Source organism: Bradyrhizobium sp. UFLA05-89 (genome assembly GCF_059803475.1).
In genome coordinates this window covers 59,571-78,952 of sequence record NZ_JBANBA010000021.1, presented here as the reverse complement: position 1 = coordinate 78,952, position 19,382 = coordinate 59,571, and the positions used below count along the sequence as shown (strand labels likewise).

At 63.7% G+C, this 19,382-nt stretch carries 21 protein-coding genes and 1 tRNA gene; 11 read left to right on the top strand and 11 right to left on the bottom strand.

What is annotated here, in order from left to right:
* Positions 1-85: 85 nt before the first annotated feature.
* Both SO139_RS14110 and SO139_RS14105 read left to right on the top strand, forming a co-directional pair.
* Entirely contained in the window at positions 86-679 is a 594-nt protein-coding gene (locus SO139_RS14110) for a DUF1349 domain-containing protein (protein WP_449377524.1), read from the top strand.
* 37 nt (positions 680-716) lie between these two features.
* Positions 717-1,424: an HAD hydrolase-like protein gene (locus tag SO139_RS14105; protein ID WP_449377525.1), complete on the top strand. Its 708-nt coding sequence runs from the start codon at positions 717-719 to the stop codon at positions 1,422-1,424.
* Between the two features lie 44 nt (positions 1,425-1,468).
* Here the strand turns inward: SO139_RS14105 and SO139_RS14100 are convergent, their stop codons facing one another.
* Together SO139_RS14100 and SO139_RS14095 are read right to left on the bottom strand one after the other, a co-directional pair.
* A complete protein-coding gene (locus tag SO139_RS14100) occupies positions 1,469-1,660 on the bottom strand; it encodes a hypothetical protein (RefSeq protein WP_449377526.1) in 192 nt (63 codons plus the stop codon).
* 170 nt (positions 1,661-1,830) lie between these two features.
* Positions 1,831-2,157 carry a hypothetical protein gene (locus SO139_RS14095; RefSeq protein ID WP_449377527.1) on the bottom strand — a complete coding sequence of 109 codons (327 nt, stop codon included), beginning with the start codon at positions 2,155-2,157 and terminating at the stop codon, positions 1,831-1,833.
* Between the two features lie 105 nt (positions 2,158-2,262).
* On the opposite strand from SO139_RS14095, the gene SO139_RS14090 reads away from it, so the two are divergent.
* Positions 2,263-2,448 carry an SANT/Myb-like DNA-binding domain-containing protein gene (locus SO139_RS14090; RefSeq protein WP_449377528.1) on the top strand — a complete coding sequence of 62 codons (186 nt, stop codon included), beginning with the start codon at positions 2,263-2,265 and terminating at the stop codon, positions 2,446-2,448.
* A gap of 4 nt (positions 2,449-2,452) precedes the next feature.
* On the opposite strand, the gene SO139_RS14085 is transcribed toward SO139_RS14090, so the two are convergent.
* The 4 genes from SO139_RS14085 to cpdR form a co-directional block, all read right to left on the bottom strand.
* The gene (locus tag SO139_RS14085) at positions 2,453-2,917 is read right to left on the bottom strand and encodes an L-2-amino-thiazoline-4-carboxylic acid hydrolase (RefSeq protein ID WP_449377529.1); all 465 of its coding nucleotides are present in this window, start codon (positions 2,915-2,917) and stop codon (positions 2,453-2,455) included.
* 104 nt (positions 2,918-3,021) lie between these two features.
* Entirely contained in the window at positions 3,022-3,237 is a 216-nt protein-coding gene (locus SO139_RS14080; RefSeq protein ID WP_449377530.1) for a hypervirulence associated TUDOR domain-containing protein, read from the bottom strand.
* A gap of 216 nt (positions 3,238-3,453) precedes the next feature.
* Positions 3,454-3,528, bottom strand: a tRNA-Val gene (locus SO139_RS14075).
* Positions 3,529-3,600: 72 nt separating this feature from the next.
* Entirely contained in the window at positions 3,601-3,960 is a 360-nt protein-coding gene (cpdR, locus tag SO139_RS14070) for a cell cycle two-component system response regulator CpdR (RefSeq protein WP_254105854.1), read from the bottom strand.
* Between the two features lie 316 nt (positions 3,961-4,276).
* Here cpdR and SO139_RS14065 point away from each other — a divergent pair, with 316 nt between their 5' ends.
* The 3 genes from SO139_RS14065 to SO139_RS14055 all read left to right on the top strand — a co-directional run bounded on the left by SO139_RS14065 (position 4,277) and on the right by SO139_RS14055 (position 7,502).
* Positions 4,277-5,167 carry an N-formylglutamate amidohydrolase gene (locus SO139_RS14065; RefSeq protein WP_449377531.1) on the top strand — a complete coding sequence of 297 codons (891 nt, stop codon included), beginning with the start codon at positions 4,277-4,279 and terminating at the stop codon, positions 5,165-5,167.
* A gap of 554 nt (positions 5,168-5,721) precedes the next feature.
* Positions 5,722-6,504, top strand: coding sequence for a histidinol-phosphatase (gene hisN, locus SO139_RS14060; protein WP_449377532.1), 783 nt, complete (start codon positions 5,722-5,724; stop codon positions 6,502-6,504).
* Between the two features lie 20 nt (positions 6,505-6,524).
* Positions 6,525-7,502, top strand: a complete 978-nt coding sequence (locus SO139_RS14055; RefSeq protein ID WP_498540170.1) for a Bug family tripartite tricarboxylate transporter substrate binding protein — start codon at positions 6,525-6,527, stop codon at positions 7,500-7,502.
* Positions 7,503-7,504: 2 nt separating this feature from the next.
* Here SO139_RS14055 and SO139_RS14050 read toward each other — a convergent pair whose 3' ends face one another.
* Together SO139_RS14050 and SO139_RS14045 are read right to left on the bottom strand one after the other, a co-directional pair.
* A complete protein-coding gene (locus SO139_RS14050; RefSeq protein ID WP_449377534.1) occupies positions 7,505-8,152 on the bottom strand; it encodes a glutathione S-transferase family protein in 648 nt (215 codons plus the stop codon).
* Positions 8,153-9,052, bottom strand: a complete 900-nt coding sequence (locus SO139_RS14045) for a LysR substrate-binding domain-containing protein (RefSeq protein ID WP_449377535.1) — start codon at positions 9,050-9,052, stop codon at positions 8,153-8,155.
* 89 nt (positions 9,053-9,141) lie between these two features.
* On the opposite strand from SO139_RS14045, the gene SO139_RS14040 reads away from it, so the two are divergent.
* Positions 9,142-9,894, top strand: a complete 753-nt coding sequence (locus tag SO139_RS14040; protein WP_449377536.1) for a sulfite exporter TauE/SafE family protein — start codon at positions 9,142-9,144, stop codon at positions 9,892-9,894.
* Positions 9,895-9,969: 75 nt separating this feature from the next.
* Here SO139_RS14040 and SO139_RS14035 read toward each other — a convergent pair whose 3' ends face one another.
* On the bottom strand, positions 9,970-10,605 hold the full coding sequence (locus SO139_RS14035; RefSeq protein WP_449377537.1) for a LysE family translocator: 636 nt from the start codon (positions 10,603-10,605) through the stop codon (positions 9,970-9,972).
* 221 nt (positions 10,606-10,826) lie between these two features.
* On the opposite strand from SO139_RS14035, the gene SO139_RS14030 reads away from it, so the two are divergent.
* The gene (locus SO139_RS14030; RefSeq protein WP_449377538.1) at positions 10,827-12,623 is read left to right on the top strand and encodes an adenylate/guanylate cyclase domain-containing protein; all 1,797 of its coding nucleotides are present in this window, start codon (positions 10,827-10,829) and stop codon (positions 12,621-12,623) included.
* A gap of 182 nt (positions 12,624-12,805) precedes the next feature.
* A complete protein-coding gene (locus tag SO139_RS14025; RefSeq protein WP_449377539.1) occupies positions 12,806-15,571 on the top strand; it encodes a di-heme-cytochrome C peroxidase in 2,766 nt (921 codons plus the stop codon).
* 95 nt (positions 15,572-15,666) lie between these two features.
* Here SO139_RS14025 and SO139_RS14020 read toward each other — a convergent pair whose 3' ends face one another.
* Positions 15,667-16,614, bottom strand: a complete 948-nt coding sequence (locus tag SO139_RS14020; protein WP_449377540.1) for an alpha/beta fold hydrolase — start codon at positions 16,612-16,614, stop codon at positions 15,667-15,669.
* Positions 16,615-16,821: 207 nt separating this feature from the next.
* On the opposite strand from SO139_RS14020, the gene SO139_RS14015 reads away from it, so the two are divergent.
* On the top strand, positions 16,822-17,286 hold the full coding sequence (locus SO139_RS14015; protein WP_449377541.1) for an Hsp20 family protein: 465 nt from the start codon (positions 16,822-16,824) through the stop codon (positions 17,284-17,286).
* Positions 17,287-17,450: 164 nt separating this feature from the next.
* Positions 17,451-18,221, top strand: coding sequence for an alpha/beta fold hydrolase (locus SO139_RS14010; protein WP_449377542.1), 771 nt, complete (start codon positions 17,451-17,453; stop codon positions 18,219-18,221).
* 261 nt (positions 18,222-18,482) lie between these two features.
* Here SO139_RS14010 and SO139_RS14005 read toward each other — a convergent pair whose 3' ends face one another.
* Positions 18,483-19,247 carry a hypothetical protein gene (locus SO139_RS14005; protein WP_449377543.1) on the bottom strand — a complete coding sequence of 255 codons (765 nt, stop codon included), beginning with the start codon at positions 19,245-19,247 and terminating at the stop codon, positions 18,483-18,485.
* Between the last annotated feature and the right edge of the window lie 135 nt (positions 19,248-19,382).

The window sequence follows — 19,382 nt, the reverse complement described above, 5'->3', positions numbered from 1 at the left end:
TGACCCATGGTCAGACTGATCACATCATGCGATGCCGGCATCGGGATCGCGCAAGACTGGCCAGCGCTGCCAATCGAGGTCCAACATGAGCGATCCAATCTTTCGCAGAAGCGACGGTATCTGGCTCAATGAGCCGGAACGATGGACTGCGCACGGCGACGGCCTGCAGATCGTCACCGATAACGCCACCGATTTCTGGCGGGAAACCCACTACGGCTTCAACCGCGACAGCGGGCATTTCCTGGGCTTTCCGACCGGCGCGGCGTTCACTGCCGAGCTGCGTGTGCAGGGCGACTTCCAGGCCCTCTACGACCAGGCGGGCATGATGGTCCGCATCGACGCGGAGCATTGGGTCAAGGCCGGGATCGAGTTTTCAGACGGCCGCGCCATGCTTGCGAGCGTGCTGACCGACGGGCGATCCGATTGGGCGACCGCGCCCTATGAGCAGGATGCCCGTGACTTCCGCCTGCGCGCGACCGTCGAGAACGGGGTCGTTCGCCTCCAGGTTTCGGCCGATGGCAAGCTTTGGCCACTGATGCGTCTGGCGCCGTTTCCCAGGGCGAACTCCTACCTGGTGGGACCGATGGCCTGCACGCCCGAGCGGTCCGGATTGAAGGTCGCTTTCTCGACTTTCCAGCTGACACCGCCGCTCGGCAAGGATCTCCACGATCTCAGCTGAAGGCTGGCCCATCGCGCCGAGAGCAGGATTTCGAAGTATGACTCCAGCCCGCTACGTACTCCTGGATCTCGACGGAACGCTGGTTGATTCGCAGCCGGGCATTTTCGCAAGCTGCGTAGCCACACTGCGCGCGCTCGGACACGATCCCGGCGCAGCGCTCGACATCAAGCGCGCCATCGGACCTCCGCTCGAAGAGATGCTACAAGCTTTGTTAAGGGCGCGCGGCGACGACCGGGTCGATCAAGCCGTGGTGGCCTATCGGCAGCATTACGGCGAAAGCGGCCTGCTCGGAAGCGAGCCTTATCCCGGAATCTGCTGCGCACTCCAGGACATGCGGCGAGCCGGATTGCGGCTCTACCTCGCTACATCGAAGCGTGAAGTCTTTGCCCGGCGCATCCTGGACAATCTGAAACTGGCAACGTACTTCGACGGCATCTACGGCTCGGTGCCCGGCGGCAGGCTGGATCATAAGCCTGAGCTCCTCGCCCATATCCTATCTGACCAGGATGTCGTCGCTTCGCACGGCCTGATGGTCGGCGATCGCAGGCATGACATCGTCGGGGCGCGCGCGGTCAATATGCGCTGTCTTGGCGTGCTTTGGGGATATGGCAGCCGGGACGAACTTGAAGCGGCCGGCGCCGACCGGTTGGTGGAACGGACATCTGATCTCGCGCGCACGATCTTATCGATGTTGAACGGGTCTACCCCACTCAGTGCGTTGCACGCAGCCGGTCTACGTGAATGAGGCGCTTAGCGCGGCGTTTGGGAGCGCTGGGACAATGCAGTCAATCAGTCCCCACTTCCGACATTGCGCGGCGGGCGCAACCCTGATGAATTGACCCAGCGCTCCATTTTAAACTTGGCTTCCAATTCCAGCGCCTTCCAAAGCAATTCATCGCGCTTCTTGCCCAACGGCAGCTTTTCCGCCGCCACGAACAACTCGGTGATCTCGGGAGGCAATTCCTGTGTTTCCTCAGCCATCACTCAACCCTGCCGGTGTGAGCTCTGATTTCAAAACGCAACCCCTACGTGCGACAAGTGTACCTTGTGCCATCGGTCTTTAGTACAGGGGAACGTAGACGAACATGGGCGATGATCGGTCCATGACGGGATGTACCGGCATCGCGCCAGAGCAGGCATCGCAGCCGGCGCTACCGCGTATCCACCCCCGTGATCCCCTTGCGCGCCGCCCTGTGCTCGATCCACATGCAGCGGCGGGCGGCTCGGCCTGAACGCGCAACGCCCGACGTCCCCTCGCCGGCCAGCAGCAGCGGCGCCATGTTCTCGCGCAGCGCGCGGCAGCGTTCGAGCTCGGCCTGCCAGTCGATGATTCGCGCCTCGGCGCCCGACGCGATCAGCACCAGCATCGCCATCGCAAGGCATATCGCCTTCGTTGATCGTTCGCCGACGCGCGTCGTGGAGATGACAAGTGCAGTTTGTGCCAGACCGTCGCGCACTGACGGAACACCCCGTATCATCGGACGAACACCCCGCGGCAGCCACATCAGATGCATTCCCTATCGGCTTCTACCATAATGTGTACGGGTGAGTCGGGGGAGCAGTCATGAGCGGGATTGGGGACGATGCCGAGCTGGAAAAAGTCCTGGAACGAGGAAGACATCAAGAAACTTAAGACGCTCGCAGGCACAATGCCCGTGACGATGATTGCAAAGGAGCTGGGTCGCACGACGGGAACGGTACTCGCAAAGGCCGTGGAGCAGAACATTTCCATCAGGCACCGGACGGACGAGGTGACGTCGGCCAACTAGTCCGCTACCGGCGCATTCGCCGATAACGGAAGTCGCAATGACCGGCGCCCTGCATGATGGTCTGCGTGCGCGTGAGGCTGATGTCGGGGCCGAACCCTTCCGCGGTCGCAAAGTCGGCAGTGCACACGAGGAGGAAGCCGAGCTCGGGCTCGCCAAGCGCCTTGTAGAACTCCGCATAAGCGCATCGCGTCACGTCGAAGGCGAACGCATCGTGTGACCGCTCGATGATTTCGAGCTCGAGCGCGTCGTCGCGGGCGTAGCTCCTGAACGCGGACGACACGGCCTTGCCGAGATCCGGCTCGTTCTTCGCCCGCCAGAACTCCTCGCCGTAGCGGCGATAGAGATCGCCGAGCGTGTTGCGCACCAGCGCGTTCGCTCGTGCTTCGCCCAATTCCAGCTGGAGCGCCTTCACGAGGGGGATCAGGACCTGGGCCTGGATTTTTGCCTGCTCAATGACGGAAACGCTCATGGCGGCCTCGCGTCCGAGATGAAGGAGAAGCGAGCGTAGCCCAGATGGAGCGCAGCGTAATCCGGGCTACGAAACCTATCCGGGCTGCGCGCAGGAACGCGCCATCAGCTGCGCAACAATCGCAGCGCGCGGCCCTTGTGGAGGGCGACGTGATCAGTCTTGTCGCTCCTGATCTCGTATTGCGGATCGTCCGGGCTCGCGTGATGGACGTAGCCCTTGCAGGTCACATCCTTTCGGTGCACCCGCAGGATGTGGCCGCGCACCCGGCCGGCCTCGGAATTCCAGCTCACGTGATCGCCCGTCTTGAAGGTTTTCGGCATGGTGAACCAATGCCGGTTGCCGTCGGCCTGTTCCAGCGGCCCCAGTCCGTCTGCGCTTTCGCTTCGCTCAAGCTGCGCCGGACACACTTCGCACTGATGGAATTGGCTTACCCCAAGGTAACATCGTGGCTTGCCGAGCCGTAGCTCGCGACAAAAGCCCGCCTCCGCCCGATGGGCTTCGGCGCGGCATCCTTCTCTCGCTTCGCGAGCGAAGGATGGTGGGCACGACAGGGATCGAACCTGTGACCCCTACCATGTCAAGGTAGTGCTCTCCCGCTGAGCTACGTGCCCTAGATGTCCAAAGTCGGGTGGGGTCCCTATAACGGCTCAGGGGAGCGCGCGCAAGGACGGAAGGCGGCCGATTTAGGCCGCCAGCATCTTGTTCACTTCGCTCACCAATTCCCGCAAATGGACCGGTTTGGACAGGACCTTGGCGTTCTTGGGGGCCTCCGAATCCGAGTTCAGCGCCACGGCAGCGAAGCCGGTGATGAACATGATCTTGATGTCGGGGTCGAGTTCCGATGCCCGGCGGGCGAGCTCGATGCCGTCCATCTCCGGCATCACGATGTCGGTCAGCAGCATCTCGAACGGCTCTTCCCGCAGCCGCTGATAGGCCGACATGCCATTGTCGTGGGAGGAGACCTGAAAGCCGGCGTTTTCCAGCGCCTTGACCAGGAAGCGGCGCATGTCGTTGTCATCTTCGGCGAGCAGGATTTTTGGCATGGCAGGAAACGTCGAATCCCCGGATACACACTACTAGAGTTCAGTAAGCCTGACAGAGGGTAAATTTCGGGTGAAAAATGCGCCCCTCGGCCGCACACAGTGCGCCCTTTGTGAACCGGAATGGGGCACGAATCAATCGAGCCCCTCATCCGCCATGCCTGCACGGTTAAGACACGTTCCAACGCCGCACCCGTACTTTTCACTTGGCAGAATGGTTGCGATTCCTGACAATGACCGCACATAAGAGCCTCGCTTTGCCGGCCTGTTCGAGTCCAATCCGGATTGTCGCGGATACAGAGGGACGAAACTGACCAAGATGACCCGGTTTGACGGCGACTTGTCGCCACCGTTCGAGATTATCGAGCCCACTGAGTGGCGGGCGCCGATCATCTTCAACTCGCCCCATTCCGGCTCGGTCTATCCGGACGATTTTTTGGCGGCCTCGCGCATCGACCTGCCGACGCTCCGCCGCTCGGAAGATTCCTTCATGGACGAGCTGATCGGGCATTTGAGCGCCCGCGGCTTTCCGGTCGTGCGCGTCAATTTCCCGCGCTCCTATGTCGACGTGAACAGAGAGCCCTATGAGCTCGACCCGCGGATGTTCTCGGGCCGGCTGCCGAGCTTTGCCAATACCCGCTCGATGCGGGTTGCGGGCGGGCTCGGCACCATCCCGCGCGTCGTCGGCGACGGCCAGGAGATCTATCGCGAGCGCATCGCGGTCGACGACGCGCTGGCGCGAATCGAGACGCTCTACAAGCCGTATCACCGCGCGCTGAGGCGGCTGATCAACAAGGTGCACCAGATGTTCGGCACCGTGGTGGTAGTCGACTGCCACTCCATGCCCTCGGTCGGCGTTTCCCGCGATGAGCCGCGCCGGCCCGACGTCGTAATCGGCGACCGCTACGGCACGAGCTGCACGCCGCTGCTTCCCGACCGGGTCGAGGAGACCCTGAGCGGGCTCGGCTATTCGGTCGGGCGCAACAAGCCCTATGCCGGCGGCTTCATCACCGAGCACTACGGCAACCCGGCGAGCGGCCTGCACGCGGTGCAGCTCGAGCTCAACCGCGCGATCTATATGGACGAGCGGCGGCGCGAGCGCGGCCCGCGCTTCGACCAGGTTGCAGCGGATTTCGCGATACTGTCGGACGTGCTCGCCACGACCATCCGGTTCGGCGATCTCGGCCCGTTCCAGGCCGCGGCCGAATAAGCGGCAGTCTTTCTCGTACCTGTCGCAGGTCGCGACGGCGGCCGCATCGACACGCGATCCGATTTTCGCTTCGCGTCGATGCGCGCATCGAAATGAAAACCATCGACACTGCACGCGGGCAAGAAAAAAGGGCCGCTTGTTATGAGCAAGCGGCCCAAGTCTAGGGAGGAAACGCCCAAGGAGGGCAGCGGTAACGCGAGGCGCTACCGCACCGCAACAATATGCGACTGCGCTGCACAAAGTGCAAGGGCTTTTGAGCCATTTCCCATGCAAAAAACACAGAGCTCCAATGCCCCCGCAGAAACCCGGATTCAGTTTCTTTAATAAGGAATTTCAATGGGTTGATTATCGTTTGCATACCAACGAGGCATGCCCGGAACTAAACTCTCAAACTCATGATCGATATTTGGTCAGCGGATGGCTCGACAGGAGGCGCCGGGGGACTGGATCCAAAATACCAGGGTGCAATTCAAGAGAGCGCTGCCCGAGCGTCTCGATTTGAGCTAGGCAATAGCCAGCATTCGTTTGGCTTTCGGGTTCAAGGGACAGGCCCTGTGACGGTGATCGATTTCTCAGCCTTCATTGGACGGCTTGCCACCGCGTCCGGCGAAACCATTTTGCCGTTCTTCCGCACCTCGCTGTCCATCGACGACAAGAGCAAGACCAAGGATTTCGACCCCGTCACCGAGGCCGACCGCGCCGCGGAGGCGGTGATGCGGCGGCTGATCAAGGCTAACTTCCCCCAGCACGGCATTGTCGGAGAGGAGTTCGGCAATGAGCGGGAGGACGCCGATTATGTGTGGGTGCTGGATCCGATCGACGGCACAAAGTCCTTCATCGGCGGCTTCCCGATCTGGGGCACGCTGATCGCGCTCTTGTACCGGGGCGCGCCGGTGTTCGGCATGATGCACCAGCCCTTCATCGGCGAGCGGTTTTCCGGCGACAACGGCTCGGCCAATTATAAAGGCCCCTCCGGCGAGCGTCGTCTGCAGGTCCGCCGCTGCGCCTCGCTTGCCGAAGCGACGACCTACACCACGAGCCCGCTTCTGATGAACGAGCGCGACCGCGCCATCTTCGGCCGCATCGAGAAGGGCGCGCGGCTGTCGCGCTATGGCGGCGACTGCTACTCCTATTGCATGCTGGCGGCCGGCCACGTCGACCTCGTGGTCGAGACCGAGTTGAAGCCTTACGACATTGCTGCGCTGATTCCGATCGTCACCGGTGCCGGCGGCATCGTCACGACCTGGGAAGGCAAGCCGGCTCAAGGCGGCGGCCGCATCATCGCCGCCGGTGATCCCCGCGTGCACGAAGAAGCGCTGAAACTCCTCAACCAATAACAAGCGAGCGGAGGGCTTGCATGACCGTCTCACGCAGGCTTCTCCTTGAATTGCTACTGGGTTTGCTGCTGCTCCTGCCGTCGCTGGCGATGGCCGGCGATTTCCCCGCCAAGCCGATCAAGCTGATCGTGCCGTTCCCGGCCGGCGGCCCCAACGACATCATCGCGCGCGTGATCGGCCAGCGCATGTCCGAGATAGCGGGCCAGCCGGTCTTGATCGACAATCGCGGCGGCCAGGGCGGCGTGCTCGGCACCGATGCGGTCGCAAAGGCCGCTCCCGACGGTTATACGATCGCGATCTCCAGCGCCGGGGCGCTCGCGATCAGCCCGAGCATGGAGAAGGTGGTCTATGATACGCTCGCCGATCTGACGCCGGTCACGCTGATCGCAACCGTGCCGGAGATGCTGGTCGTCGCAACCAACGTGCCGGCGAAAGACATGAGCGAGCTGGTCGCGCTCGCGAAGGCTCAAGCGGGCAAGCTCAACTTCGCGTCCTCAGGACCCGGCAGCCTGCCACATCTTGCCGGCGAATTGTTCAAGCTGACCGCAAAGATCGACATCGTGCACGTGCCCTATCGCGGAGCTGCGCCCGCGGTGAACGATCTCCTGGGCCAGCAGGTGCAAATGACCTTCCTCGATCTTCCCGTGCTGCTGCCGCAGATCAAAGCAGGCAGCCTCCGGCCGATCGCCGTCGGCTCGCCCGACCGCGCGCCGACCGCGCCCGATGTGCCGACCACCGCGGAAGCAGGCTTCCCGGCCCTACGCATCGAGAACTGGTACGGCATGGTGGCGCCGAAGGGTACGCCGAAAGAGATCGTCGACAAGCTGCACCGCCTCGCGACGCAAGCGATGACCGATGCGACTGTGAAGGAGAAGCTCGCCGCGCAAGGCGCGACGCTGATCGGCGATAGCCCCGAGCATTTTCGACAGTTCATCGCAGACGAGACTGCGAAATGGGCCAAGGTGATCAAGGACGCCGGCGTCGAGACGGCGAAGTGACTCTAATAAGCAAGCCGGCCGCGCAATTCGCCGAACGGGATCATCACATGGGTGCGAAACGCCTCGCGCCCCCGCAGCGTGCGGTACCAGCGCTCGACCGCCGGCAATGCGGGCCGCTCGATCTCGAGCTCGAAATAGCGGTAGAGCGACGTACCGGCCGTGATGTCGGCAAGCGATAGCTCCGCACCGAGCAGGAACGGCCGCTGTTCGAGGAGCCGGTCCAGCTTGGCAAAATGCTCCGCGCAGCGGGCAAGGGCCGTGCGGATCGCGGGCCAATTGCGCTGATCTTCGGGCGTGCGGAAGAACCCCCAGAATACGCCGGTCAGGAAATCAGGCTGGAGCGCCGTCTGCGACCAGTCCATCCAGCCGTCGACGCGCGCCCGCACAGCGTGATCCTCCGACCAAAAGCGCTCCGCTCCGTGGCGTGCCGCGAGATAGCGAAGGATCGCATGCGATTCCCAGACGATAGTCCCGCCATCATCGATGACCGGAACCCGGCCGTGGGGATTCATCGCCAGAAACTCCGGCGCATCGAGGCCGCCAAACGAGCCCCCGGCATCGATGTGCTCGTGGGCGAGACCGAGTTCGCCGATTAGCCACATCACCTTCTGCACATTGAACGAGCTGCGTCGTCCCCACACCTTCAACATCTAATCTCCGCTCCGAACTGCGGCGCGCAAGTACTCCACCAGTTGCTTGGCGGGGCGCGGCAATGCCTTGAAGCTTCGGGCGCAGATCGTCAACCTCCGATTGGCCCAGCCATCGCGGATTCGGATCGGCACGATCGGCATCGACCGCGCGCAGCGCTTCGCCGCAGTCTCCGGAACGACGGCGACCCCGACATCGGCGGCAACCATCTGGCAGATCGCGTCGAAATCGCGCAAGCGGGCCCGGACACGCAGACGCGCGCCGAGCTTCGCCGCATGCCGGGAAATATGAACCTGCAATGCGGTCGAGGCCGTGAGCCCGACGAAATCGCGATCCGTCACCTCCTGGAAATCGATCTGACGGCGACTACCGAGCTCGCTGCGCCGGGCGGCCACCAGGGTCAACCGGTCCTCGCTGAACAGAAATCGCTCGATGCTGTCGGGCAAAGCGTGCTCGGCCGCGAAGCCGAGATCGGCAGCGCCGCTCGCGATCGCGGTCGCGATATCGGCGCTCTCGCGCTCTTCGACGTCGACATTGATGTCGGGATGCTCGCGCAGGAAGGCCGCGAGCGCCCGCGGCAGGTGCTCGGACAGCCCCGATGTGTTGGCGAGCAACAGCACGCTCGCACGCACGCCACTGGCATAGGCGGCGAGATCGCCCTGGAGTGCCTCGACATTGTGGATGACGAGGCGCGCATGATCGAGCAGGCTTTCACCCGCGGCGGTCAACTCAACGCCGCGCCGGCCACGCTTCAAGAGTGCGACGCCGAACGCGTCCTCGAGGCCCTTGATCCTGGCGCTGGCCGAGGCCAGCGCCAGGTGCGAGCGCTCGGCGCCGCGGGTGATGCTGCGCTGATCCGCCACCGCGATGAAGAGCTGGAGGTCGACAAGGTCGAATCGCACGGGCATCTCCTTCAGCCTTCGCGTTGAACGAAGGCTAACTCCGTAACCTCCAGATTGTGTCTTCCCGGCCGATTGGTCAATCTGCCGGCATGATCGACCCGCTTATCGTTCTGATTGCCGCCGTCTTCCTGCTCGCTGGATTCGTCAAGGGCGTGATCGGGCTCGGCCTGCCGACCGTGTCGATGGGCCTGCTCGCGGTGACCATGGCGCCCGGCCGGGCAATTGCCATTGTCATCGTGCCGGCAATCATCACCAACATCTGGCAGACCTTCGTCGGCCCTTATTTGCTCGACATCCTCAGACGGCTGTGGCCGCTGATGCTCGGCACCGTAATCGGAAGCTGGCTCAATGCCGGCGCGCTGACCGGCCCCTATTCGCGCTACGGCACGGTGGTGCTCGGCCTGCTCCTCGTGATCTATGCGATCATCGGGCTGAACAAGTTCCAGTTTCGTGTCGCGCCGAGGAACGAGAAATGGGTCGGCGGAGCGGTGGGCGTCGTCACCGGCGTGATCTCGGCCTCGACTGGCGTGCAGGTGATTCCATCGATGCCGTTCATGCAGGCGATCGGGATGGAGAAGGACGAGCTGGTGCAGGCGCTCGGCGTGTTCTTCACGGTGGCAACGCTCGCGCTCGCCTTCAACCTCACCGCGGGCGGGCTGCTGACGTCGGCCAACGCCGTGCCAGGCATCGTCGCCATGGCCTGCGCCTTTGCCGGCATGTTCATCGGCCAGTCGCTGCGCTCGAAGATGCCGGCCGAGACATTTCGCCGCTGGTTCTTGATCGCGATGATCCTGCTCGGCCTCTACCTCATCGGTAGCGCGCTTGCGAAGGAGTTTGCCTGATTCTCAGTAGAGCATCTCCGCGCAAACGCGTACCGCGTTTGTCGCGAGGGAAAGCCGCTGGTTTCGGATGATGCTCTAACGGGCTTCCAGCATCGCGACGCGGAAGCCGAGATAGACGAAGAGCCCACCGAGCGACCGGTTGATCCATGCGATGACGCCTTCGGACTGCCGCAGCCGGTGCGCCGCTCGCGCTGCGAACGCCGCCACGAACAGGCACCACAGCGTGCCCGTGCAGATGAAGATCAGGCCAAGTGTCAGGAAGGCGAGTGGCTTTTGCGGGGCATCGGCTGCGACGAATTGCGGCAGGAAGGCCAGGAAGAACAGCGCGACCTTGGGATTGAGCGCGTTGGTGAAGACGCCCTGGAGGAAAACCCGCCGGAGCGGCGTCCGCCCATCTTCGCGCGTCAGGGACCCCGCGAGCACCGGCCGCGACCACAGCATCTGCAAGCCGGTCAGCACGAGATAGGCCGCACCAACCAGCTTTACAATCGAGAATGCGGTGGACGAAGCCATCAAGAGCGCCGAGAGACCGATTGCCGCGCCCGTGACGTGGAATAAGCAGCCGCAACTGATGCCGAGCGTAGCCAACGCACCGGCGCGCCAGCCCAATTGCATGCTGCGCCCGATGACGTAGACGGTATCCGGTCCCGGCGTGATGTTGAGCAGCACGCCGGAGAGAACGAAGAGCAAGAGTTCGTGAATGCCGAGCATGTCTCGCGTCCCTCACCGCCACCCCAAGCGGCTGGCTTAGTTGGTTCGCCGAGCTGCGTCCACCACCGGATTTGCGTAGGATTTGCGACGAAATTGCAATGCGGATCACACTTCCGCTTGCCTGCGCGTGCTCTATAAGGGTTAGGTTCTGGAAATGCACGGATTCGCGGAAGACGGCCACGCCGGTGGCTGGTGCCCGATCCCTTGGAGCCCGCGACGATATGGAAAGACGCCTGGCCGCCATCGTCTGCGCCGACGTCGCTGGCTATTCGCGCATGATGGGCACCGACGAGGCCGGCACCCATGCCGCCTTCAAGGCCCACCGCAGCGCGATCCATCCCATCATCCTCAATCATGGCGGCCGCGTCGTGAAGAACACCGGCGACGGCTTCCTGCTCGAATTCCCCAGCATCGTCGGCGCCACTGAGGCCGCGATCGCGATGCAGATGCTGATGGCGGAGCGCAACGACCACCTGCCCGCCGACCGCGCCATGCAGTTCCGGCTCGGGATCCACATGGGCGACGTGATCGCAGACGAGGACGAGGTGTTTGGCGACGACGTCAACATCGCCGTCCGCCTCGAATCCGTGGCAAGCCCAGGGGGCTTCGCGATCTCGGCCAAGGCCTATGGCGAAGCAGGCCGGCACCTCAACGTGCCACTGGCCAATGCCGGCACGCACCGCTTCAAGAACATCAAGGAGCCGGTCGGCGTCTTCACCTGGACGCCGGACGGGACGTCCGCGCAGGCGATGCAGACCAAAGAGGTCTCCGCACTGCCGCAGCAATATCGCACCGCGATCGTGGGCGTGCTGCCCTTTGCCAATTTGAGCGACGCCGGCGACGAATATTTCTCCGACGGCCTCACCGAGGATCTGATCCACGCGCTTGCCCTGCAATCCTTCTATCGCGTCCTCAGCCGCAATTCGACCTTCGCGTTCAAAGGCAAGAACATCTCGACGCGCCTGATCGCGCGGGAGATCGACGCGACCTACTTGATTCAGGGTTCGGTGCGGCGCGGCGGCAGCAAGATCCGCGTCACGGCCGAGCTGATCGCGCCGGAGACCGGCGAGCAGCTCTGGACCGGCCGCTACGACCGCGACATCGGCGACCTCTTCGCCATGCAGGACGAGATCACGACCAGCCTGTCGGCTGCGATCGCGACCGAGATCTTCCGCGCGGAAGCCTCCGCCCCGGCGCGCCAGACCAACGACGTGACCGCCTGGGACCGCTTCCTGAAGGGGCTGTCACATTACTACCGGCAGACCAAGGAGGACTTCGACACGGCCATCGCGCTGTTCAAGGAGGCGATCTCGCTCGATCCCAAGCTGTCGATCGCGCACGCCTATCTCGCGACGATCCAGCTCCAGAGCATCCAGTTCGGCTGGGTCAAGGGCTCGCGCGAGATGTGGGTCGCGGCGATGTATCTGGCTGAGACCAGCGTCCGGCTCGACCCGCGCTCCTCCTTCGCATTCTCGATCCTGTCCTGGGTCCATGCACAGGACGGGCATTATGAGGCTGCGATGGACGCTGCCAAGCGCGCGGTCACGCTCAATCCCTACGACATGGGTGCACGCGGCGTGCTCGGCATCTGCCACTTCGTCATCGGCGAGCATCGCCAGGCGATCGAGCTGTTCTCGATGGCGGCGCAGCGCGGCAACAGCGATCCGCGCTATCAATGGGCGGCGCTGAACGCATTCAGCCATTACATGCTGGGCCAATATGACGCGACGTTGTCGTGGGCCCGGGAGCAGCTCTACATCAATCCGAACCACATGCAGGCGCTCGCGATCCGAGCCGCGGCACTGGCGCAGCTCGGACGGACCGAGGAAGCCACTGAGGCTGCCGAGGTGCTGATGAGCAACTACCCGAGCCTGACAGTCGAACGGCATCTGAGGAATTTTCACTGGAAGCAGGCTCCGGACCTCGCCCATTACCGCGAAGGGCTCCTGAAAGCGGGCGTCCCGCTCGTCAAGCTCAGCCTCGTCCAGAGCGACGTCAAACGCGCCGCAGATTCCTGAAGGGCAGGCCACCCTCCCTCTGCAGTTCTTCGACCTCCCGCCTGCTCTTGTTGACACGACAGTGAATTCAGACACACTTCGTCACACGCTGAAGTAGTATAGCGTGCTGTCGGTTTGTTAGGACTTTGCGCGCTCTATCGGCGCGTTGCTTTTCACGATTCGTTGTTTTCAGGATTTGGGCCATGGATGACTCCGCTTCGAAGCCCCCCTTCGACCCCTCGATCCAGGTCTCGCCGAACAATCCCTGTCCGTTCCTGCGCGGCCTCGTCGGCGAAGGCTTCGTCGACGGCGGGACTGTGCCGCTCATCCCGCTGTCGCAGACCGTTGCGAATGCGAGCGGCGAAACGGGGCTGAAGAAGGTCTCGGCCCGCATCCAGGTCCGCGGGGTGGCACTCATGGCCAACGGCTTCCGCCACATCCTGAAGAGCATCTGGTCGGGCGCGCAGCTCGACGCGCTGCGTGGTAGCCCGCTGGACAAGCTCGGCGCCGGCTCGCGCATCCTCAGCGTCGACGGCAAGGTCAACGAGGATGAGATCACACGGCTTGAGAGCTTCGGCCGTACCTACACCGATCCCGACGGCGGCAATACCGAGCGAGGTCTCAACGCGTCGGAAATCAAAACCTTCATGCGCGACAACCTCAAGCGCGCCGGCAGCGCCGCACGCTGGTACTACCCCCTGTTGATGAAGTTCGAATGGCCCATCCTCCTGAAGATCATGGGTAAGGGCAAGGGCGAGGACCGCTATCTCAGCGTGGACGACGTGCGCACGCTGTTCAACGAGCGCAAATTTCCGAACCGGATCAACCAGCGCATCCTGACGCAGCCGCTGCTGTCGGCCTGCCAGCTCAGGTTTCGCTGGGCGTTCGCGCTCGGAGCGCTCATCGCTGCGCTCGGCCTCGCCGGCTTCGTCGCGGTCGCCGAATTCCCCAACCAGGTCCGCGCCATGCTGCCGCAGAAGGGAGTACTCGCGCAGCTTCTGCCGCCGCCCTTGCCCACGCTCCCGGAGACGACGGCAGCCTATTGGCTCGAGCAAAACTGGTCGCTGAAGGACCGGCACTGGTTCCACCACGCCAGCCAGGGCACCGCGACGTTTCCGGTGCCTTATACCTGGTTCATGGCACTCGAGCAGCCGCGACTCCATCTGTTCTCGCGGCCGGGCATGATGAAGGACAGCGCCTATCTCGAGCGCTTCGGCTTCATCCCCAGTCCGCAGTCGATCCAGACCGACGTGACAACGCTGCGCCGCTTCGGTTACGCCAATGTGTATGAGACGACGCAGGTGGCGGACTGGTCGACCAGATGGACGCCGGCGGAGAACGTCGACGGCCTGCCGGTCGGCTTTGCACGGATGACCGGTGTCGTCGATCCTGCGACGGGCCGTCGCGAAGAGGACAAGATCGGGCTGACCTGCGCGGCCTGCCATACAGGCCAGATCCACTACAAAGGCGTGGACGTGCGCTTCGATGGCGGCCCGGCCATGACCGATTTGAAGAAGCTCGAGCTCTCCACCGGCCTGTCGATCGCCTACACCCTGTACGTCCCGTTCCGCTTCCAGCGCTTTGCCGATCGCGTGCTCGGGCCCGAAGCCAGCAAGGCGGAGCGCGACGCGCTCAAGCAGAAGCTCAGCGCAATCGGCAAGTTTCTGATCGATTGGCAGAACAAGTACAACGACACGATCGAGCACAAGCTGACCTGGGACAAGAAGAAGCAGCAGGACACCGAGGAAGGGTTCGGCCGTCTCGACGCGCTCAATCGCATCGGCAACCAGGTTTTCTCGCAGGATCTCGCGTTGAGCGGGGTCAGCGGCTTCGAGAAGAATCTGCACGCCCAGGACGCGCCCGTCAGCTATCCCGCGATCTGGACCGTACCGTGGTTCAAATTCGCCCAATACGACGCCTCGATCGAGCAGCCGCTGATCCGCAATGCCGGCGAAGCCCTCGGCGTGACGGCGCTGCTCAATCTATCCGATGCCTATCCGGAGGACACGCTTTGGCGGTCCTCGGCTCACATCAAGACCCTCGGCTGGATCGAGGACCTGCTCAGGGGCCCCGATCCATTCAAGCCATCCGATCCCTCTGGCGGCCCGAGATTCGGAGGCCTTCTGGCACCGAAATGGCCCTCGCAGATTCTCGGCGATGCATGGCGGCTCGATCAGAAGAAGATCGACAATGGCCGCAAGATCTACGCCGAGATGTGCTCCGGATGCCACCTGCCAGCCGCCGACACCCCGGCCTTCTGGTCCTCGGGGCATTGGGAGGCAAGCGGCGACAGCAAGGTGCTGAACGCGGTGACGATTCCCCTCGACGAAATCAAGACGGATCCCGAACAGTCCCTCGTGCTCACCAACAGGATTGTCGATGTGCCCGGCTTCCTGAAGGTCAATACGGCCGACCTCAAGACGTGGTGGCAATGCGACATCCCGACCGCGAGCTCGCCGACCGAGATGGTGTATGCGCTCGGCCTCATGACGGTGGTCGACCTCGTCGCCCGCAAGTGGATGGACGACGACAAGACCCCGGAAGCCGAGCGGGCGAAATTGTGGAATCTCGCGCGCAAGAATTGTCTCAATCCGGCGCCCGGGCCACGCTATCGCGCGCGGCCGCTCAACGGCATCTGGGCGACGGCGCCTTATCTGCATAACGGTTCGGTGCCTTCGCTGTATTGGCTGCTGAAGCCGCAAGGCGAGCGCCCGACGAAGTTCTGCATGGGCCGCCGCGACTATGATCCCGTGACCGTCGGTTTTGCGGTCACCGCCGACGAGCGCTGCGAGACGGGCGAAACGCAATTCTCGGCGGGGTCGGAGAAGGATCCTATCCAGGGCAACAGCGTGCTCGGCCATTCCTTCGAGCTCAAGGAAGGCGAACCGAAGCGCCCCGGCGTGATCGGCCGTATATTCAAGAACGACGAAGAGCGCTTCGATTTGATCGAATATCTGAAGACGCTGTAGTTCGCTCTCTCACAGGCGTTCCGCCCTTACCTTGAGGAGCCCGCCGGAAGGGGCGTCTCGAGGGATGACACAATAATGTCAGAAGTGCCCGCTGGTCACCCAAACAACGGCGTGCCGGGCACAAAGGCATCAAAAGCTGCCCAGAACTGGGCGCGGTAGCGGTCCTGCTCCTGGAGGATCTCGTGCTTGGCGCCGGCGATCACGAGGTGTGAGCCGGCACGCAAGTGATACGCGAACTCCTCGATTGCAGCGGTCGAGACGATGGTGTCGTTGGAGGCCGCCAGCATCAGGATCGGCTGGCGGATTTCGGACGGATAGGACATGCCCTTGAAGGTGTGCATGGCGCGGAACGCGGTGTCGGCCCACGCGACCGTCGGCGAGGCGAGGCCGAGCGTCGGATCCTCCTCGAGGATGGCGACATTGCGCGCATAGCGCACGGGATCGCTGGTCAGCGGATTGTTGATGAAGGGATCCATGCCGGTGAGACGATCGCTTCCGCCGGGAACGTAGCGGCCACCCTGGCCCAACAGCCGCGACGTCATGAGCAGCGCGCGCGCCGGAAATGACGTGGAGCGGCCCGGCAAATCGATCATCGGCGCCGACAGCACCATGCGATCGAACCAGCGTTTGCCGGCATGCGCGATCCGCAACATCACCGCGCCGCCCATGGAATGGGCGAGCGCGAAGAAAGGCGGCGGGCAATCCGGCAGCACGACCTGCTGCACGAACGTCTCGACGTCGATCTCGTAGTCGGAAAAAGCGCGCACGTGGCCCTTGCGCGGATCGCGCAGCCGGCGCGCGGAATGACCCTGCCCGCGCCAATCGATCATCGCCACCGCAAAGCCGCGGTCCCGCAGGTCGCGCACCGTCTCAAAGTATTTCTCGATGGATTCGCTGCGGCCCGTGAAGACGCAGACCGTGCCCTTGCGGCCTGCCGGCGGCGCCCAGCGCGCAAAGCGCAGCTCGGCACCGTCGGGCGTCTTGAGGGTGCCGCTGACGACGTTTTCGGGAACGGGATTGGCGGGAATCGAGACCAGCGTCATGGACAGGAAATGCTGAAATTCAAGGGACGGCAGCGCCGAAAAGGCGTTGCTATCGCCCTCTTGAACGCTGTTTCATCCCACCCATATCATTTTCGTGCAGGCCGCTACCAGTGCTTCGGGAACCCGAGCATCAGGCTGCACACAGACTAAAGCCCGGCCCGATTGGCGGGCGGGTTACCAGATCAGTCGCTCAATGGAGGACTAACCATGCGTACCTACGACCTTACTCCCTTTTACCGTTCCACCGTCGGTTTCGACCGTCTCTTCAACCTGCTCGACCAGACGACCTCGGACGGCAGCCCCGGCTATCCCCCCTACAACATCGAGCGCACCGGCGAGAACGCCTACCGCATCACCGTTGCGGTCTCCGGCTTCTCCAAGGACGAACTTTCCATCGTCGCGAAGGAAAACACGCTGACGATCAAGGGCGAGAAAGTCGCCAATGAGAACAGCAAGTCCGAAGTGCTCTATCGCGGCATTGCCGCACGCGCCTTCGAGCGCGCATTCCAGCTTGCCGATTTCGTGCAGGTGAAGAACGCCTCGCTCGAGAACGGCCTGCTCCATGTCGACCTCGTGCGCGAAATCCCCGAGGCCAAGAAGCCGCGCCAGATCGCCATCAACACCAATGCGCAGGCCACGCAGGTGATCGAGGGCGAGAAGGCCGCCGCCTGAGGCGTTCATCACATTCGACTTTCAAGTTGCGAAAACGCCCCGGTGCCCCGGGGCGTTTTTGTTTGTCTTTTCTGCACTGCATCACAGAGCGGTGAAGAGACGTAACGAGGCTGCAGCGCGATCCGTCCTTCCCGGCATCGGACCAAGACAGACGGAGAATGGACATGAAAGTCTGGCGCACCCTGTTCGTCGCAGCGAGCCTGCTGGCCGCGCCCATCACCCTTGCCCACGCGCAATCGACGGCCCCGGTGAAGGCGAAGAATGTCGTGCTGGTGCATGGCGCCTGGGCTGATGGTTCGAGCTGGTCCGAGGTCATCCCGATCCTGCAGGCGGCAGGATTGCATGTCACGGCCGTGCAAAACCCGCTTACGTCGCTCTCCGAATCCGTCGAGGCCACCAAGCGCGCGCTGGCCGAACAGGACGGCCCGACCGTGCTGGTTGCGCATTCCTGGGGCGGCACCGTCATCAGCCAGGTCGGCACCGATCCGAAGGTTACCGGTCTCGTCTACATCGCCGCGCGAGCGCCAGATGCGAACGAGGATTTCGTGGCGCTGTCAAAGCAATTCCCGACCGGCCCGGTGCGCGCCGGCATCGTCGAGCGCGACGGCTTCACGAAGCTCTCAGAGGACGCATTCTTGAAGTATTTCGCCAACGGCGTCGCGCCGGAGAAGGCCAAGGAGCTCTACGCCGTGCAGTGGCCGACCGCGGCCTCGATCTTCGCCGGCCGCACGACGGAGGCGGCCTGGCATGCGAAGCCGAGCTGGTATGCGGTGTCGAACAACGACGACACCATCAATCCCGACCTCGAGCGCTTCCTCGCCAAGCGGATGAACGCAACGACGGTCGAACTCGATGCGGGCCACTTGTCACTGGTGTCGCATCCGAAGGACGTGGCGAAGCTGATCCTGCAGGCGGCAGGCTATGGACCGAGTTGAGGCTGCCTGACTTCAACGCGAAAAATGCTCCGGACAACCGGAGCGTTTTTGTTTCGCACCGCCTCTCCTGCAGTCGTCGTGGCGAACGCCAACCCCCCCGCGCGAGCGCTTGCGCTCGTCGCGGTTTCCCCAGGGGGAGTTCGGCGAATACTCGTCGTCCGGCGCGCGCAATCGATAGACCTCGCGGTATGGGTTCTGGCTTTCGCCAGGACGACACCGTTGGTGGGATGCGCGCCGTCGCTACCAACGCGCCTCACGCCGTTATTCGAGCCCCTGCGCGGCCGGCATGCCCTGCGTCGGCAGGATGGTCGGGGCGGGCTTGGTCTGGCCGACGGTCGGCGCGCTTGCTTGCGGCGCGGCCTCGCTGGGCTTGGCCTGCGCGGCTGCAGCCTGCTGCGAGGCTTCGGCCCGAGCCTGCTGTGGCGCGGCCTCGGATGCTGCCGGCCTGGCGGCGGCCACGGGCGCCTCGCCGCGCGACGGGGCCGACTTTGGAATCGGGACGGTGCGGCTTGCGACATGCGGGATCGGAGCCGGCGGCCTCGGCGCGGCGCTGCGGATCACGGTCGGCGGCGGCAGAGCGCCATGTGGGCCGTAAGGGATTACCGCACCTTCCTCATAGGCCGGCCCCATGCCGAAGCCAGGACCGAAGGCCGGCACGAAGCGCAAAATCCGCCCGTCACGGGCGTCGATCACGAGCCGGCCGTCGTCGCCGCGGCGGTCGACCACCGCGATGGTGTAGACGACCCCACGCAGACGCGGGATGCCGAGCGGCGAAAAGCCGTTTTCGCGCAGCACGGCATAGACCTCGGTTGCCGGCAGCAGCGCAGGCGCAGGCGCGCGCTCATACTCGTAGCCGTATCCATAGGGACGCGGCGGCGGTGCCTCCGGCGGACCATAGGGGCCGTCGAAATCCGAGACCGCCGTGGTGGGCCCGCGCAGCCCTCCATTCGCCAGCCCCTGCGCGTCGGCAGCAGATACCGCCAGCACACATGCGGCGGCAGCCACCCATCCTGTGAACAACTTCATGGTCGATACGCTCCTGTCGGGCCCCCCGGACGGCATGCGCTCTTTCGGCTGTGGGCCATGGCGCGCCTTTCGAAGGGCTGATCCGAAGCTTCCCCCGGGATTCCGACCGACTCAGGGCCGGATCGCGGCGCGTTT

Bases quoted from the DNA above. Each gene is read 5' to 3' on its own strand.
- SO139_RS14080 (WP_449377530.1), bottom strand. From the start codon at position 3,237: ATGCCGAAAACCTTCAAGACGGGCGATCACGTGAGCTGGAATTCCGAG.
- SO139_RS14010 (WP_449377542.1), top strand. From the start codon at position 17,451: ATGAAAGTCTGGCGCACCCTGTTCGTCGCAGCGAGCCTGCTGGCCGCG.
- SO139_RS14105 (WP_449377525.1), top strand. From the start codon at position 717: ATGACTCCAGCCCGCTACGTACTCCTGGATCTCGACGGAACGCTGGTT.
- SO139_RS14100 (WP_449377526.1), bottom strand. From the start codon at position 1,660: ATGGCTGAGGAAACACAGGAATTGCCTCCCGAGATCACCGAGTTGTTC.
- SO139_RS14025 (WP_449377539.1), top strand. From the start codon at position 12,806: ATGGATGACTCCGCTTCGAAGCCCCCCTTCGACCCCTCGATCCAGGTC.
- SO139_RS14015 (WP_449377541.1), top strand. From the start codon at position 16,822: ATGCGTACCTACGACCTTACTCCCTTTTACCGTTCCACCGTCGGTTTC.
- SO139_RS14030 (WP_449377538.1), top strand. From the start codon at position 10,827: ATGGAAAGACGCCTGGCCGCCATCGTCTGCGCCGACGTCGCTGGCTAT.
- SO139_RS14050 (WP_449377534.1), bottom strand. From the start codon at position 8,152: ATGTTGAAGGTGTGGGGACGACGCAGCTCGTTCAATGTGCAGAAGGTG.
- cpdR (WP_254105854.1), bottom strand. From the start codon at position 3,960: ATGCCAAAAATCCTGCTCGCCGAAGATGACAACGACATGCGCCGCTTC.
- SO139_RS14055 (WP_498540170.1), top strand. From the start codon at position 6,525: ATGACCGTCTCACGCAGGCTTCTCCTTGAATTGCTACTGGGTTTGCTG.
- SO139_RS14020 (WP_449377540.1), bottom strand. From the start codon at position 16,614: ATGACGCTGGTCTCGATTCCCGCCAATCCCGTTCCCGAAAACGTCGTC.
- SO139_RS14035 (WP_449377537.1), bottom strand. From the start codon at position 10,605: ATGCTCGGCATTCACGAACTCTTGCTCTTCGTTCTCTCCGGCGTGCTG.
- SO139_RS14110 (WP_449377524.1), top strand. From the start codon at position 86: ATGAGCGATCCAATCTTTCGCAGAAGCGACGGTATCTGGCTCAATGAG.
- SO139_RS14005 (WP_449377543.1), bottom strand. From the start codon at position 19,247: ATGAAGTTGTTCACAGGATGGGTGGCTGCCGCCGCATGTGTGCTGGCG.
- SO139_RS14040 (WP_449377536.1), top strand. From the start codon at position 9,142: ATGATCGACCCGCTTATCGTTCTGATTGCCGCCGTCTTCCTGCTCGCT.
- SO139_RS14095 (WP_449377527.1), bottom strand. From the start codon at position 2,157: ATGATACGGGGTGTTCCGTCAGTGCGCGACGGTCTGGCACAAACTGCA.
- SO139_RS14085 (WP_449377529.1), bottom strand. From the start codon at position 2,917: ATGAGCGTTTCCGTCATTGAGCAGGCAAAAATCCAGGCCCAGGTCCTG.
- SO139_RS14065 (WP_449377531.1), top strand. From the start codon at position 4,277: ATGACCCGGTTTGACGGCGACTTGTCGCCACCGTTCGAGATTATCGAG.
- SO139_RS14090 (WP_449377528.1), top strand. From the start codon at position 2,263: ATGCCGAGCTGGAAAAAGTCCTGGAACGAGGAAGACATCAAGAAACTT.